The sequence below is a fragment of the Halomonas sp. AOP43-D1-4 genome (assembly GCF_052446175.1).
Classification (GTDB): Bacteria; Pseudomonadota; Gammaproteobacteria; order Pseudomonadales; family Halomonadaceae; genus Vreelandella; species Vreelandella citrativorans.
In genome coordinates this window covers 12,682-28,157 of record NZ_JBQSVY010000024.1, presented here as the reverse complement: position 1 = coordinate 28,157, position 15,476 = coordinate 12,682, and the positions used below count along the sequence as shown (strand labels likewise).

The 15,476-nt window shown below is 50.3% G+C and carries 13 protein-coding genes; 2 read left to right on the top strand and 11 right to left on the bottom strand.

Features of this window, described 5'->3' with window-relative positions; all coding sequences use genetic code 11:
• The 8 genes from ACT3RQ_RS17120 to ACT3RQ_RS17085 all read right to left on the bottom strand — a co-directional run.
• On the bottom strand, positions 1–1,246 hold a 1,246-nt coding region (locus tag ACT3RQ_RS17120; RefSeq protein WP_444680948.1), incomplete at its 3' end, for a tripartite tricarboxylate transporter permease.
• Positions 1,246–1,653, bottom strand: a complete 408-nt coding sequence (locus ACT3RQ_RS17115; RefSeq protein WP_444680949.1) for a tripartite tricarboxylate transporter TctB family protein — start codon at positions 1,651–1,653, stop codon at positions 1,246–1,248. The genes ACT3RQ_RS17120 and ACT3RQ_RS17115, both read right to left, overlap by 1 nt.
• Positions 1,654–1,770: 117 nt before the next feature.
• Positions 1,771–2,745 (bottom strand): Bug family tripartite tricarboxylate transporter substrate binding protein, encoded by a 975-nt coding sequence (locus tag ACT3RQ_RS17110; RefSeq protein WP_444631422.1) that lies wholly within the window; start codon positions 2,743–2,745, stop codon positions 1,771–1,773.
• 470 nt (positions 2,746–3,215) lie between these two features.
• Positions 3,216–4,541, bottom strand: a complete 1,326-nt coding sequence (locus ACT3RQ_RS17105) for an enolase C-terminal domain-like protein (protein WP_444639312.1) — start codon at positions 4,539–4,541, stop codon at positions 3,216–3,218.
• A gap of 51 nt (positions 4,542–4,592) precedes the next feature.
• Positions 4,593–6,161 carry a galactarate dehydratase gene (gene garD, locus ACT3RQ_RS17100; RefSeq protein ID WP_444639313.1) on the bottom strand — a complete coding sequence of 523 codons (1,569 nt, stop codon included), beginning with the start codon at positions 6,159–6,161 and terminating at the stop codon, positions 4,593–4,595.
• Positions 6,142–7,701: a tripartite tricarboxylate transporter permease gene (locus ACT3RQ_RS17095; RefSeq protein ID WP_444639314.1), complete on the bottom strand. Its 1,560-nt coding sequence runs from the start codon at positions 7,699–7,701 to the stop codon at positions 6,142–6,144. The genes garD and ACT3RQ_RS17095 overlap by 20 nt, the downstream gene beginning before the upstream one ends.
• 17 nt (positions 7,702–7,718) lie before the next feature.
• Complete coding sequence (locus ACT3RQ_RS17090; protein ID WP_172118080.1) at positions 7,719–8,153, bottom strand: tripartite tricarboxylate transporter TctB family protein; 435 nt, start codon at positions 8,151–8,153, stop codon at positions 7,719–7,721.
• 116 nt (positions 8,154–8,269) lie between these two features.
• Positions 8,270–9,325 (bottom strand): ABC transporter substrate-binding protein, encoded by a 1,056-nt coding sequence (locus ACT3RQ_RS17085; RefSeq protein WP_444639316.1) that lies wholly within the window; start codon positions 9,323–9,325, stop codon positions 8,270–8,272.
• 908 nt (positions 9,326–10,233) lie between these two features.
• Between ACT3RQ_RS17085 and ACT3RQ_RS17080 the strand changes: the two genes are divergently transcribed.
• Entirely contained in the window at positions 10,234–10,356 is a 123-nt protein-coding gene (locus ACT3RQ_RS17080; RefSeq protein ID WP_254908591.1) for a hypothetical protein, read from the top strand.
• Positions 10,357–10,446: 90 nt separating this feature from the next.
• Here ACT3RQ_RS17080 and speG read toward each other — a convergent pair whose 3' ends face one another.
• The gene (gene speG / locus ACT3RQ_RS17075; RefSeq protein ID WP_444680947.1) at positions 10,447–10,980 is read right to left on the bottom strand and encodes a spermidine N1-acetyltransferase; all 534 of its coding nucleotides are present in this window, start codon (positions 10,978–10,980) and stop codon (positions 10,447–10,449) included.
• A 65-nt stretch (positions 10,981–11,045) separates the two neighbouring features.
• The gene (locus ACT3RQ_RS17070) at positions 11,046–12,260 is read right to left on the bottom strand and encodes an NAD(P)/FAD-dependent oxidoreductase (RefSeq protein ID WP_444680946.1); all 1,215 of its coding nucleotides are present in this window, start codon (positions 12,258–12,260) and stop codon (positions 11,046–11,048) included.
• 81 nt (positions 12,261–12,341) lie between these two features.
• Between ACT3RQ_RS17070 and ltaE the strand changes: the two genes are divergently transcribed.
• On the top strand, positions 12,342–13,352 hold the full coding sequence (gene ltaE / locus ACT3RQ_RS17065) for a low-specificity L-threonine aldolase (RefSeq protein WP_444680945.1): 1,011 nt from the start codon (positions 12,342–12,344) through the stop codon (positions 13,350–13,352).
• A gap of 24 nt (positions 13,353–13,376) precedes the next feature.
• Here ltaE and fhuB read toward each other — a convergent pair whose 3' ends face one another.
• Positions 13,377–15,374 carry a Fe(3+)-hydroxamate ABC transporter permease FhuB gene (fhuB, locus tag ACT3RQ_RS17060; protein WP_444680944.1) on the bottom strand — a complete coding sequence of 666 codons (1,998 nt, stop codon included), beginning with the start codon at positions 15,372–15,374 and terminating at the stop codon, positions 13,377–13,379.
• Positions 15,375–15,476: the final 102 nt, after the last annotated feature.

Below are 15,476 nucleotides of genomic sequence, written 5' to 3'. Positions count from 1 at the left end.
GCATAATATCCATATTGGCATAATTAATGCTATAAACACCGATCACAATAAACAGAATAATTGCGGGGTAAAGTATAGGATAAGGTATTTTCAACAAGCGAACCCATAACCCCACCATCGGTATATTAAGTATCAAAAGAAGTAAATTACCAATTAAAAAACTAACAACTAACCCCCAAAACAAATCAGGGTTATCTGAAATAACATTAGGCCCTGGCGTGATGCCGTGGATTAAAAGCGCGCCGAGCATAAGAGCCATAACTGCATCACCGGGAATACCCAAGGTTAAAGTAGGTATAAAAGCAGATTGAGCTGCTGCATTATTTGCACTTTCAGGCGCAGTAATACCTTCTATCGCCCCTTTGCCGAATTTGGAAGGGTCCTTAGAAACTCTTTTCTCCAAGGCATAGGCTATAAAAGATCCTATTGACGTGCCCGTTCCTGGCAATATGCCAATCCCGGTACCTATTCCAGTACCTCTTAATATAGGAAACACACTATCTTTAACATCACGCTTCGTTGGTAAAAGTGAACGAAACGTAATTTTTTGACCATTTTTTATCTGAGCCACTTTACCAACATTTGCAATGACTTCTGTAACACCAAAAATGCCCATAGCAATGGCTACAATATTGATACCATCATAGAGAAAAGTAAGCCCAAACGTGTATCGTTGAATACCAGTACTTACGTCAGTACCTACCATCCCTAACATAAGACCGAACACGACTGCTGCCAACCCCTTGGCAGGCGATCCCTGCACTAGAATTGCAGCGGCCACGAGTCCAAGCAACATCATGGCAAAATAATCTGCCGAATTAAAAGCAACGGCAAAATTTGCCAAAGGAGGTGCAAAAGCAGCCAGTACAATTACTGTAATAAAGCTACCTACAAACGATGCAATCGTCGTCATAAAAAGCGCAACACCAGCCCGCCCATTTTTCGACATGGGATAGCCGTCCAAACAGATGACAGACGAAGACGGTGTACCAGGCAAATTCAGGAGAATTGCCGCCGTGGACCCACCATACTGTGCCCCATAATAAATGCCAGCTAACATTACGAGCGCCGTTGTAGCGGGTACATAATATGTTAAGGGCAAGAGCATCGAAATAGCAGCGAGGTGGCCAACACCTGGGATAACCCCAATAAACATTCCAATCGTTACGCCCAAAGCGCAATACATAAGGTTTTCAAGGGTAAAAGCAACGGATATACCAAGTGCCAAATTATTTATAATTTCCATTAGAAACTCCAAGGAAAAAGGCGAATTGGCATATTAAGTCCCAGTATAAAGATTAGATACGACATTAGGCATAATGCAAGTGATATCAAAGCCAACCTTACTGGCTTGAACTTTTTCTCACTTAAACCGCACAAAAAAACAAGCGTAACTGTTGAAATGAATAGCCCAGCGGGGTTCATTAAGGAAGCAAACACAACGATGCCTGTAGTAATACAAACTAACGCTCTAACGTTAATTTTCGGAAAATCAGTCGCTGTCTTGGCTGAAAAAGCCATTATCAGAACACCAAGCGCACCAAGAAAACATCCCAAGACTCTTGGCAAATATCCAGGCCCCATGTTTCTCAAAGTTCCTAAACTATAGTCTTGTGCCTGCCAAAGTACACATATCGACAGTACAAGGCACATTAACCCTGCCAGAAAATCTCTATTGGTGAGTACTCTCATCCTTCTTTTCTCTTTTCTTGGGCAACGAGAGTCCTGCTCCAAAGAGCAGGATTCTATTTTTATATTAATAGCTAACAATTATTGTTTAATATCAGACCCAGCAATAAATGCAGTTAACTCTGCCATTTGTTCGGTCATCCATTCCTGTAACTGAGCAGATGTTTCAGAAGGTCGAGCCTGGCCGCCTTGTTGGGCAATTTTTGCTTGTAACTCTTCAGTCGCCAGTATATCCGCAAGCTCTTTCTGAAGGCGTTCAACTACTTCTGGTGGACTGCCTGCCGTTACCAAAATACCTTGATAGGTTCCATCAAGCTCACCCGGAAGTCCTAGCTCACGAAACGTTGGCGTATCAGGGAGCTCCTCTAACCGCTCTTCTCCAGTTACTGCTAGCGCACTCATTTGATCATTTAAAACAAAAGGAAGGGAAGCTGTTGTACCGTTTAATAACATATCACTTTCACCAGACACTACGGCACGCGTAGCATCAGACCCACCTCGATAAGCAATGACCGTCCAATCAAGCCCTAAATCCTGGATTAATCGCTCGGTAGTAATATGATTGTTGGCTCCTACACCGGATGTTGCGACGGCGATATCACCAGGATTATTGCGAGAATACTCGACCAGATCATCAAAGCTTTCAAAATTATGCTGCTGTGACATGCCTAACACATAAGGCGAATAAGAAACCATCGTTACAGGCGACAAGTCGCTTTCAATATCATAAGCAACATTATCAAGTACGCTGGGCGCAGCGAGTAGTGCAGTCAGATCCGAAAGTAAAAGCGTATGCCCGTTAGGGTTTGCTTTAGCCACATAGTCCGCGCCAATATTCCCCCCTGCCCCCGCCTTATTTTCGACAATGACGGGTTGACCAATGGCTTCGGAGAGTTCTGGCGCAATGTAACGTGCAAGAATATCTGAGGTGCCTCCAGGCGCAAACGGAACAACGATCCTAACAGGCCCTTGGAATTCATTAGCTAAAGCGACATTACCGGCTACGATCAGCGATACAGACGCAGCACCTACAAATAAGCTTTTGATATTTATCATGACATCTGCTCCAGGTTGTTAATTTTGTAGTTATGTTAAATTTCGGTATTAATAGTATGCCGCCTCAAACGTCATATGTATTTAATCATACAACCATAACCTAGCGTGGGTTTAATACGTTGAACATACGACTATAGTCCAGACTTAGCCAAATAGTTTGCTCTGCCAACATTCGTACCGGTCAAAGTGATACACGATAATGGCAACAGGAACAGGAACAGGAACAGGAACAGGAACAGGAACAGGAACAGGAACAGAAAGTTTTGCTACTCTACACAAATTGTGCAAAGTCACTAATTATAACTTAATGAAATACACCAAGTAAGCTGCAAATTAAAAGCAAAACCACGCTGATTAATAAGCAGCAAACTTGGAAACATCAACTATCTTTTATACAAGCAAGAAAATTATAGTTAACCAAAGCGTAAGAGAAACTTCTAATCGTCTAACATACTAGACTTACCGTTCATTTAACGAACCAATGCTGGGCGTTTAGGATCAAACTTCCAATCAGGAACAAGGAACTGCATAGCCATGGCGTCATTTCGTTGCGTTACATCCAGGGTTTTATAAAGGCGATGTGCTTCCATAAGCTTATCGTCATCCAATTCAATTCCTAAGCCAGGTGTGGTAGGAACCTTAATTTTTCCATCTCGAATTAAAAACGGATTTTTCGTAATACGCTGCCCATCCTGCCAGATCCAGTGGGTATCAATCGCCGTAATCTCTCCAGGGCAGGCGGCCGCAACATGCGTCATCATCGCAAGTGAAATATCAAAATGGTTATTGCTGTGCGAGCCCCAAGTCATACCCCACTCGTTGCATAATTCGCCAACCATGACCGCTCCTTGCATGGTCCAGAAATGGCAATCAGCAAGCGGAATATCCACAGCATTAAGCTGTACGGCGTACTGCAATTGCTTAAAGTCGGTCGCAATCATGTTTGTTGCTGTGGGCAGGCCTGTACGCTTCTTGAACTCAGCCATGGTTTCACGGCCTGAGTAGCTTTCTTCCTGGCCGCAAGGATCTTCTGCATAGCTAAGCAGGTGCTTGATCGGGTCCAGAACACGCACCGCCTCATCAAGCTTCCATGCGCCGTTGGGATCCAGCGTCAAGCGCGCCTCCGGGAAGGCTTCATAAAGGGCGCGAATGCAGTCAGCTTCTTCTTCACCGCGCAGCACACCGCCTTTAAGTTTGAAATCCTTGAATCCGTAACGCTCATAGGCAGCCTTAGCCAAGCCCGCCACGGCGTCAGGCGTTAGCGCTTCCTGATAGCGAACTTCATCCCACGCATCTTTAGGGTCTGATGCTTGAGGATATGGGAGATCGGTTTTGCCAGGATCTCCAAGTAAAAACAAATAACCTAAAGCCTCTACCTCATCGCGCTGACGACCATATTGCCCTAACAAATCGGCGACAGGCAGCTGCAACGTTTGGCCATAAAGGTCTAACAATGCGGACTCGATACCCGTAATAACGTGAACAGCGACTCGTAGATCAAACGTCTGGCGGCCGCGCTCTTCACGGCCATTTTTGGCCAATGCCAAGCGCGCATTATTGAGAGTTTGTTTGATATTGTTGATGCGTGACCCTTCAACGATATCCCGGCACTGTTCCAACCCCTTAAGAATACCGGCACTAGAAGGAATTTCACCTACCCCCTTATTACCGGCGTCATCTTCAAGAATGACAACGCAACGGATAAACCATGGTGCATGGCCGCCGCTCAAGTTGAGCAAGAACCCATCGTAGCCAGCAACAGGAACGACGCTCATGGATTTAATTCTCGGGAACATAAATCACTAACCTCTTGTACTATTAGTCCAGCCAGGATGTCTTTTCCACACTCATGTCACAGGTGCAGGATTAAATAACACTAGATCGTTATGGATACCCAATCGATCAGCAGCGGCTTGCTTGCGCCCACTCGCCACATCGAGAATCAGATGAAAAAGCTCCCATCCAACGTCTTCAATGCTGGCATCACCCGTGGCGATGCGACCGGCGTCCAAATCGATAATGTCGTGCCAACGTCTTCCTAACTGTGAATTAGTGGAGACCTTTAGCACCGGCACCATTGCCAAACCATAGGGCGTTCCACGGCCTGTGGTGAACACCTGCAGGTTCATGCCTGCCGCCAATTGCAGAGTCCCGCAAATAAAGTCGCTCGCCGGTGTAGCTGCAAAGGTGAGCCCTTTACGCCGTAAGCGCTCACCAGGACCAATCACATCCACAATGGGCGAGTTACCCGACTTAATCACCGAGCCAAGCGCCTTTTCAACGACATTACTTAACCCGCCTTTCTTGTTGCCAGGCGAGGGGTTGGCACTACGATCAGCCTGTCCTTGAGAGAGGTAATCATCGTACCAAGCCATCTGTTCAATCAGCGCTTTTCCCACTTCCTTGTTAATAGCTCGCGGCGTTAGCAGGTGGATGGCATCGCGTACTTCCGTGACTTCAGAGAACATCACGCTACCGCCGGCTCTTACGATCAGATCAGTAGCAAAGCCGACGGCTGGGTTCGCAGTGACGCCAGAGAAAGCATCACTTCCTCCACACTGCATACCCACCACAAGATCAGATGCAGGGCAGGTCTCACGACTGCGCTTGTTGAGCCGTTCCAAATGGCGCTCGGCCATGGCTAAAATGCCGTCGACCATGTCACCAAACCCTTCAAAGCTCTCATCCTGAAGACTCAGTACGTTGGCTTCCGGATCGGCGGCTTCGCTGTTTTCATAGATTTTGACCGGGCGATCTTCGAGCAGTGTCGAGGGCTGAAGCTTTTCGCAACCCAATCCGATCACCATGATCTCGTTACCGAAGTTGGGGTTCAGCGCAATATTTTTTAGCGTACGAATAGGCACAATCGCCGCCGGTGCGTTGATCGCCACGCCGCAGCCATAGCTATGGTTGAGCCCGACCACATCATCAACATTGGGAAAGCGTGGCAGCAATTCACGCTTGATACGACTGACTACGTAATCCACGGTGCCGGCCACGCACTGAACGCTGGTGGTAATCCCCAGCACGTTCTTGGTGCCCACGCCGCCGTCCGGATTGCGAAACCCTTCGAAGGTATAGCCTTCGAGCGGTTCGGAAGCTGGCGCCTGTCGCGTGGCCAACGAGAGCTCGTCAAGGCCTGGGGCCGTCGGCAAGCGCACATTGGTTTCATTGACGTGGCCGCCACGCTCGATAGCCACCACGGCGGTGCCGATGACCTCGTTATAGCGAATCACTGGGCTATCCTGGGCAATCGCTGTCAATGCCACCTTGTGGCCCTGCGGAATAGGCATCAAGGTAGTACACCCCTCGCTGATACTCTCACCTTCAGCCAACCCGCCCTGCTCAATCACAATGGCAACATTATCGTTCGGATGTACTTTAATTACGCGCGAATTAGTCATTGTTTGAGCCATGGTGTTTTCCTGAAACGGTGTGCGGGCCCGAGGCTTGGCTTAGCTCCATTTTTTGGCGAGCACGAGACCTGATGCCCATAATGATTGCAAACACCACAGAGGCAGCGATCAAACCCCACAGCACCATGGCAATCGGGCTTTTAGTGAAGAAGACTGAGTAGGTGCCAAAGGACTCAAGGCTTTTTACAAAATATACCTCGGCCTGACTTCCCAGAATAAAGCCGATGATTAGTGGCGCTATTTCAAGGCCGATTTTCTGAATCAAATACCCCAGAACGCCAAAGATAAGCAGAGTCCAAACATCGAACATGATGCCGTAATTAATGGCGTAAGCGCCCACCACGCACATCATCACAATAATGGGATAGAGAATATGTTTGGGCACCATTACCACTTTGGCAATGTACTTGATGGCAAAGAACATCAAAAAGAACATCACGACATTGGCAAGCACCAAAGCCGTCATCATGACGTACCATGTTTCATGATTTTCCGGGATGAACAGAGGCCCGACCTGTATTCCCTGTAGTGTAAAGGCGCCAATCAGTACTGCCGTGGTAGCATCACCTGGAATGCCAAGCGAGAGCAGGGGGATGAGCGCACCACCGGTCAGCGCGTTATTAGCAGACTCCGAGGCGATTAACCCTTGTGGCGCTCCTTTGCCCATCTGAGACGAGTTACGTGCTAGGTTTTTCTCTTGGGTATAGGCGAGAACGGAAGCGGCACTGCCACCCACGCCCGGCAACATCCCCACAAAAGTGCCAATAAAAGAAGAGCGTGTCAGATTCGTCAGGCTGCCCTTAAAGATAGACAGCGAAAACCCACCTTCTTTACCAATTTTAATACGTTGCCCAGCGACATCACGTTTTACGCCTTTTTCAGCCTCCAGCAAAATGGTGGAAATACCGAAAATGCCGATTAGCACCGGAAGCAGCGAGAAGCCTTCAAACAGGTAAGGTTCCATGAAGTCGAACATCAGCCGCGTATGACCATTACCACCGTCAGAAATGCTGTAATCGCCAATGAGGCTTAGCCAGACGCCAATGACGCCGCTAAATATACCGATCAGCATGCTATTTGAAAGAGAGGCAATAACGCTCAATGCCAGCAAGATAATCAGGAACTTCTCTACATAAGAGAATTTGATCGAAAAATCCGCCAGCAGTGGCGCAAACAGGAACAGTACGGCTGCGCTAATAAGACCGCCAATGACAGAGGCAATGACACAAATGCGCAATGCCTTTTCACCCTCCCCTTTACGCGCCATGGGGTAGCCGTCGAAGGTGGTGGTTATCGAAGAAGGCGTACCGGGGATATTCAGAAGTACCGCTGGTACCATACCGCCTGAAATTCCGCCCACATAGAGGCCCAGCAACAGTGCCAAGCCATGGTTCAACCCCAAAGCATAGGTAAGTGGCAGACAGACAGCGACGGCCATGGTAGCCGTCATGCCTGGGATCGCGCCGAAAATGATACCTACAAGGGTGCCAAATCCAACGAGTAGAAAAAAAGTAAAATCGAGAACTGACAAAAATTCCATGGCGGTACTCGCGTCGGTTATGGCAGTGTGATGGTGAATAGCTTGGCGAGCACAAACCAGGCCAGCGTAGGAGCGACAACAGCATTGATGACGACAATAACGAGGGCTTTTTTCGTCCACTCATGCAGATAAAGTAGCGACATGAGAAGTACAAACGCTATTGAGACAAACAGAAAGCCATAGCCCGTATAGGGGAACAGATCACCGACAACCGCCATCAGATAAAAGTACGCGGCTATCAAAGCAAAGGTGCCGAAGAAACGAAAATTGTCTCTTGATTCACCAATAATGGGTAAAGTGCGCTCTCCTCGCTTAACCGCAGCCATAAAGGGGGCTACTTTGGTTATTAGAATCAAGGCAAACAGCCCACCCAGAATCCAGTGGATAATGGTGGGAAAGAATAAGTGTGAAGTCCCGAAATCTATCGAAACACTAAACAGACCTGACTCCATATTTACTCCAGAAGTATTAACACAGCGTGCGTATAAGTAAGGTATATACGCTTGGCCCCTACCCATGCTCAGCGCATGGATAGGGCGCTAGTAACAAGCTACTAGCGCCCGCCCGTTTAGTTGATGTTGCTGATGATGTCTTCGTAGCGGAACATTTTCTCTTGAAGGTATTCAGAAGCCTCTTCTGAAGGCTTGAAGTCAGGAATAAAGAAGGCATTCAGCTGCGCCTCCTGAATGCTGCCTTCGTCATATATTGCAGCAAGCGCCTCATCAATCTGATCTACGATACCTTGGTCCATCTCTTTGTTGTAAATGAAGAAGAACTCTTTATCGAAGGTAAAGTTTTCGTCTTCACCCATGGTGACATTCACATTAGGCTCGACGTATTCAAGAAGTTGCTCGCGGGTCGTCTGGCCAAGCCCCTCTTCCGGCGCCTGCTCGATAGTGCCTTGGCGTGCCGTCAACCATACAAAGCGCATGGCTTTCTGGTCATCTTCGGGTAAACGGGTGTATTGCTCATTGGCCTGGACACTGCCATTAATGACATCGGCTTGACCGTCAAACAGTTGCTGATTTTTATCAGACTGAGAGCCCGTATTAACGGCTACCAGATTGTCTTCCTGCCCGGGGTGCTCAATAGCAATGGCATTTTTCAATGCACTGAAGCCAATCTCGGAAACGCCGCCGGGCTGGATAGCTACGCGCACGGTTTCGCCGTTACCTACCGCCTCGATGATATCGTCGAGTGTCTCATAAGGAGAGTCTTTGGCCACGAGATAGGCGTTACCGGGGTTGATCGCGATAGTCGGCCCAATCGTGTACTTTTCAAAGACATCGTCATAGCCTTGCACGCCATAGAGATGACCAAGATAGGATTGGTCATGAAAGATCATCAGGGTATTGCCCCGAGAATCCCTGTCCAGCGTGCGAAACGCTGAACTTGCGCCTACGGCATCAACCTTCATATTTAAACCGAGGTGCTCGGCTAGACGATCAACTACGATGCTGGCGTTCTGGTAAGTGTCGCCACCAGTAGAAGTAGAGCCAATTACGACGCGGATATTGCCACGCATCTGGGCCTCTTGTGCCATGGCAATGCCAGAGTGCATGGCTAATGCTGCAATCAAGCCAGCAGAGCCAACGCCCATCATTGTTTTCTTTGATAGCAACATAAATTCACCTTTTGCGTTCATTGTTGATTTTATCGGTTTGAAGATACTTATTCGTTGGCACTATCAAAAAACTGCTCCAACGACTTCTGCCATCGATTCAGCACACCTATCTTTACGAAAACCAAGCATTCTTCACAAACCTGCGAATACAGCCGCATCAACTCATTTCATAAGCTAATAAGTGATTAGTTAAAACCTTGAGAGCAGAGTCGCCTCTCACACATGGCTCTATTACGGCTTATCGTCATACATCATACAAACATTATTGCCAAGTACCGAGTGTCGCAAGGTTTATTGCTTAAATTGAGACCAAAGTTTTAACTACACATAACATAGACTTTTGTCTCAAGAAAAAATAAAAAACTATCAAAACAAACGGTTGAACACAGAGTGCAGTGCAGCAAATATAAGCAGCAAAACTATTAGCCATGCTCCAGAAAATAGTGCATGTTGACCCACAGCTAACCAACAGGCCCGATAATAACAGTGCAAGCTCATGCGTTAGCCTAGACAGCACTTAGTGGGAGGCTGCGAGCTACTCCAGGAGTAAGCACTAACGGTAGTGGCGGTGACGGCGCTTTAAAGCCAGACATGTGGCATGGGCTTTAGCTTTTAGGAATTACACGTTAGCTCACCAGCGAACTGCTAAAAAATATCCAACTCATGCCACCCTGAGGCTTTTTTTATATTGCTTGTGAAAACCTTTTTCATTCAACAATGTAAGCACTCATCTACTCAATCTGTAAGCCATTACTTACAGCCCATCGTCTTTTACCTACAACGTTAGGACTAGCATCAACCCTCAAAAGCGCCTACTATCCTCCGCCGCAGCCAATGCTGCGACGCACAACCAAAAATCCTCATAACAAGAACCGTTGTTAACTCCCCTGCTAACAGGAGTGCATGCTATGCAACACTCAATGACTCAGTACCCGGCCACTAATGCGGACATTATGGAAGTATGGGCACAGCACGCGCTTGCGCAGCGCGCAGCGTTTGATGCCTTTGCCGCTTATATTTGCGATTGCTAAAGCCTGCTGCTATTTATCCCTATCAACGCCTCCCCTTGGAGGCGTTATTTTTTTGTACATGAGTAGTCGATTCAAACCATCCATCAGCCACTAGGTAGCGTCGCTTTCAAGCACTGCCAAATAAGCGTCCTGCAGGATATACATTCGCTTTACGTCCCGGTATTTGCCGTTGATAAAGAACTCCTGAACCAGGTGGCCTTCTTCGATGAACCCACTCTCTTCATAAAGATGAATCGCCTTAACGTTCTCCACTGCGACGATGAGAAACACCTTATGAAGGTTCAGGATGGTAAACGAGTAGTGTAGGGCCTGGCGGATCAGCGAGCGTGCAAACCCTTTTCCCTGATGGTCCGGAGTGATAATGATTTGGAACTCTGCGCTGCGATGGATATAGTCAATTTCAATCAGTTCCACCAAGCCAATCGCCGTGCCGGTGCTGTCTTCCGCTACAAACCGTCGCTCGGCATTATCATGAATATGTTTATTATAAAGCTCCTCCAGCTCATCAAATGATTCGTAGGGCTCCTCAAACCAGTACGACATAATACTTTGATTATTATTGAGTTCATGTACAAAGCGCAGGTCGCCACGCTCAAGGGCACGTAAAAATAGCAAGTGGTTCATGGGCGCTGCCCTCATCGTGTAGCGGCAATGTGGGGGTGGCAATATCACATAGCCCGTTACGTGGCTTAAATGTGGCGTTTAAACGAAAATAACTCTGCCAGCGGATGCGGTTTTCCTTCAATTAAAGCGCGCAGCAGCTTGGCCCCTATCATGCTGTAACTAATGCCGTTTCCGCCGTACGCCATGGCAAAGTGCACGTTTGGCCCATGGGAATCATGAGGACCAAAATAAGGCAGTCCGTCGCATGTTTCGGCAAACGTGCCCGCCCAACTAAAGGTAGGGTTAATCGTTAACGACGGCCAGAGCGTCTTGACCTTGTCTGCCAACCCTTGGGCTTTTTCCAGCACTCGTTCATCGCGGCGCTTGGGTATATCTTGCTCATCATCATCGCCGCCCACCAGCAGCCGACCCTCTTGAGTAGTCCGCAAGTAAAGATAGGGCCGCGCAGACTCCCAGACGAGGGTATGTTTAAGCTCGCCCAGCATGTCAGGCGTTAGCGGGTCGGTAATGAATGCATAACTGCTCCGGTTTTTAGCCACCGGCTCAGGCAGCCACGCTTGAGACTCATAGCCTGCGGCCACCACGACCTGCTGGCAGTTGAGCGTTGCGCCGTTCGTCAACGTAAGCGCTATATGCCCACCGTGCCGGGTCATGCGCTCAACCCTGGTACGGTCGTATACCTTGCTGCCCCGCGTGGTTATCTTGCCAAACAGCTGATAGGCCATTCGATAAGGGTCCATGCGTGCTGCAAGCTCGGTTAAAATAGCGCCTGGCGCATCAAAGCCGTAGCGTTCCAAAAGCGTTGCCCGCTCAAGCCAACTGGCCTTAAAACCATGTTTCTGACGCAGCAAAAGTTCCTCTTTTAACGACGCTACGTCTTCCCCACTGCTTGCATAATAGAGGCTTTGCTGACGCTCAAACTCCACATCCTCCAGTTCAAGCGCCAAGGCTTCAAGCTCAAAAATTGATTCGGCACACGCCCGATAGGCAAGCACCGCGTTTGCCTCGCCGTAACGCTCGGCAAGCTCGGTCATATGGGTATCAATTTCATACTGCAGCAGTGCGGTACTGGCGGCCGTGCTTCCCCAGCCTATATCACGGCGCTCAACCACTACCACGTGATGGCCATGCTGGCTTAGTTCATTGGCAATCAGCGCCCCGGTTATACCGCCGCCGATGACGGCCACCTCGCATTGATGGTCATGGGTTAGCTGTGGGAAAGTAGTCAATAGACCGTTCTTTACCGCCCAAAACGGATAGCCGCTTTTAAGATCCATCATGCTCCCCTTGCAACGTTTTTATCGATAGCTTTAACCATAGTGGGTTAACGTAGAAATCACTTATTTATAAAGGAAATCTTTATGATCGATTTACGCAGCGACACGGTCACCCGACCCGATGCCGCCATGCTAGAAGCCATGATGAGTGCTCCCCTTGGTGACGATGTCTGGGGCGATGATCCAACGGTCAATGCGTTTCAGGAGCACCTTGCCACCTTAACCGGCAAGCAGGCGGCACTGCTGTTTCCAAGCGGCACCCAAAGCAACCTGGTGGGACTGATGGCGCATTGCGAGCGAGGTGATGAGTATATCGTTGGGCAGTCAGCCCACACCTATCGTTATGAAGGGGGCGGCGCTGCGGTGTTGGGCAGTATTCAACCACAGCCAATTGAAAATGCCAGTGATGGCAGCCTGCCATTAGAGAAAATCAGCGCGGCGATTAAAGCCGATGATGTTCACTTTGCCCGCACGCGTCTTTTGGCGTTGGAAAATACCATTGCCGGTAAAGTGCTGCCCGAAACCTACGTTCATCAAGCCACCGAATTTGCCCGTTCACGAGGTTTGGCAACGCACCTGGACGGCGCGCGGCTTTTTAATGCGGCCGTTGCAAGCCAGGTGCCGCTTGAACAACTATGCCGCCCCTTTGATAGCGTTTCATTGTGCTTTTCAAAAGGGATGGGCGCACCGATCGGCTCGGCGTTGGTAGGTCCACGAGACTTTATCGAGCGCGCCCGCCGCTGGCGCAAGGTAGCGGGAGGAGGTATGCGCCAGGCAGGAATAATAGCCGCCGCCTGCCAGTATGCGTTAGATAACAATATTCAGGATCTGGCCGACGACCACCGCCGCGCAGCACGCTTGGCCGAAGGCCTGGCCCTGCTTCCAGGCATAGAGGTGACGTCTCAAGCCACCAACATGCTGTTTATACACATTTCGGAAGAGCACCTTCAGCCTCTTGCTACATGGCTTAAACAGCACGATATTTTAATTGAGCTTCTATACGCCACGCGTCTTGTCGTGCACCGCGATATCAATGATGCCGATATCGAAAAGGTACTCGACGTGATGGCCGTTTACTTCAAACAACACACTTAGGGGTAACACTTAAGCGCGTAAGCCTCATAAACGCCGCAGGCCCCACATAAAGTAGGCGCCGCCAATCAACGAGGCAACAAGGCCTGCGGGGATCTCATACGGAAACATAATCTGGCGGCCGACCCAGTCGGCCAGCACCATGAGCAACATTCCGATCAGTGCGGCGCCAACCAGCTGCTGCCGAGCGCGGGAAAAACCCACCAAACGCGCCATGTGCGGTGCCAGCAGGCCGATAAACGAGAGCGGCCCGACGACCAGCGTGGCACACGCGGTTAACAGTGCCACCAGCAACAACAGCCCCAACCTTGCTCGATTCAGTGAAACACCCAGCGCTTGGGCCATCGGCGCGCCCAACGGCAGGATGTCGAGCCAGCGGGTAAAAGGAAGGGTTATCACTGCCAACACAGCGGCGATACTTCCCACGACCACCGCGCTGGTCACATCCACGTAATACGTAGAGCCCGCCAGCCAGGCAATAACCTGCTGCCCCCGCGGGTCGCCGCCCGCCAGCAGCACGCTACGCACCGCATCAAACAGTGCGCCAATCGCAACGCCGCTAAGCAACAGCCGCTCAGGCACAAAGCCACTACGGCGATTCAAAATCACTAGCACGGCCAGCGTAGTCAACGCCCCTAGAGTTCCAATGCCGATCAGCGCTGCGTTGCTCGGTGCAGGCAGCACGTAAATGCCCAGGACCAACGCAATCGCGCAGCCCCCACTGATACCCAGCACTTCGGGGCTTGCCATAGGGTTAGCGGAAAGGCGTTGAAGCACTGTTCCGGCGATGGCTAACATCAAGCCACTGGCTGCCGCGGCGATGACTCGGGGCAGGCGCCACTCCATCACCTGCCAGTGGGCCGGACTAACCCACTCCCAGCCGTTGGCACCCTGGCCTGATAGAAGCCCTAAGCACGCTGCCATTGATAACGCGATTAAAAGCCCCATCGCCAAGCGGTACGGCGTTGGATGACGGCTTACCAGCATCCCCGGGGGTTGCGGAGGCCTGTCCCCCTGAAGCTTCAGCCGAGGAATAAGCCATAAAAGCAGCGGTGCACCCAGCGCGCCGGTAATGGCGCCGGTGGGAACCAGCGTCGTCAGCATGCCCGAAAAGCGCTGCAGTAGAAGATCCGTGGTCGCCAGCAGTACCGCGCCCAGCAGCGTCGACCAGAGTATGCGGCTGCCTAATCGGCGTGCCCCGGCCATGCGCACAATATTGGGCGCCGCCAAGCCAATAAAGCCAATAATGCCGACAACGCTGACCACGCTGCCGGTAATAAACACCGCAAGCCCGAGGCCAGCAAAACGCAGATATTTAAGCGAGATACCCAGGCTCTTGGCGCTGGCATCGTCAAGTTCCAACACGGCCAGTGGGCGTAACAACAGCCCTGCAGCCACAGCACTGATGGCCAGGTGGGGCCATAAGGTGGCTACCCCGCTCCAGCCGTTCTGGGCAAGCGACCCCGCCCCCCAAATCAATAGCCCCGCTAGCGTCTCATGGTTGAACAGCAAAAGCGCGGTCGAAAGTGCGCCCAAATACAGATTAACCACCAACCCAGCCAATACCACGACCACGGGCGCTAGCCCACGCCGCCAGGTCAGCGCGAACACCAGCCCAACGGCTAAACCGCCACCGATTAACGCCACCCACTCACGTCCGATGACCAGCAGCCCTGGCGCCATCAACGTGGTAGCCAGCAACGCCAGGTTAGCACCCGATGCCACCCCCAGCGTAGTGGGTGACGCCAGCGGGTTTCGCAGCACCTGCTGCATCAACACACCCGCCAGCGCCAAACCGCCGCCAGCCAGCAATGCCACGCACACCCGTGGCCACCAGGCATAATAGAGTAATACCTCATGGGTATTTCCAAACGAAGGCGCCAGCAGTGCCTGAAACCCGGAAACAATACCGCCCTGAACATGAAGACTAATGCCGAACAGCACCAGCAACGGTAGGCTAAGCAACCAAACGGCCTTGGCAGGCGACATACGGCACGCTTTTTGAAGGGCGGCTGCATCTAGCATGGCGGGGTATCTCGAATAATCGTCCACGCTTGTGCAGTGGACGCGATAGGCAGCACGGTCATTTAAGCGCCTTGGCTTTTTAATCAGTCATGGGTGAATATA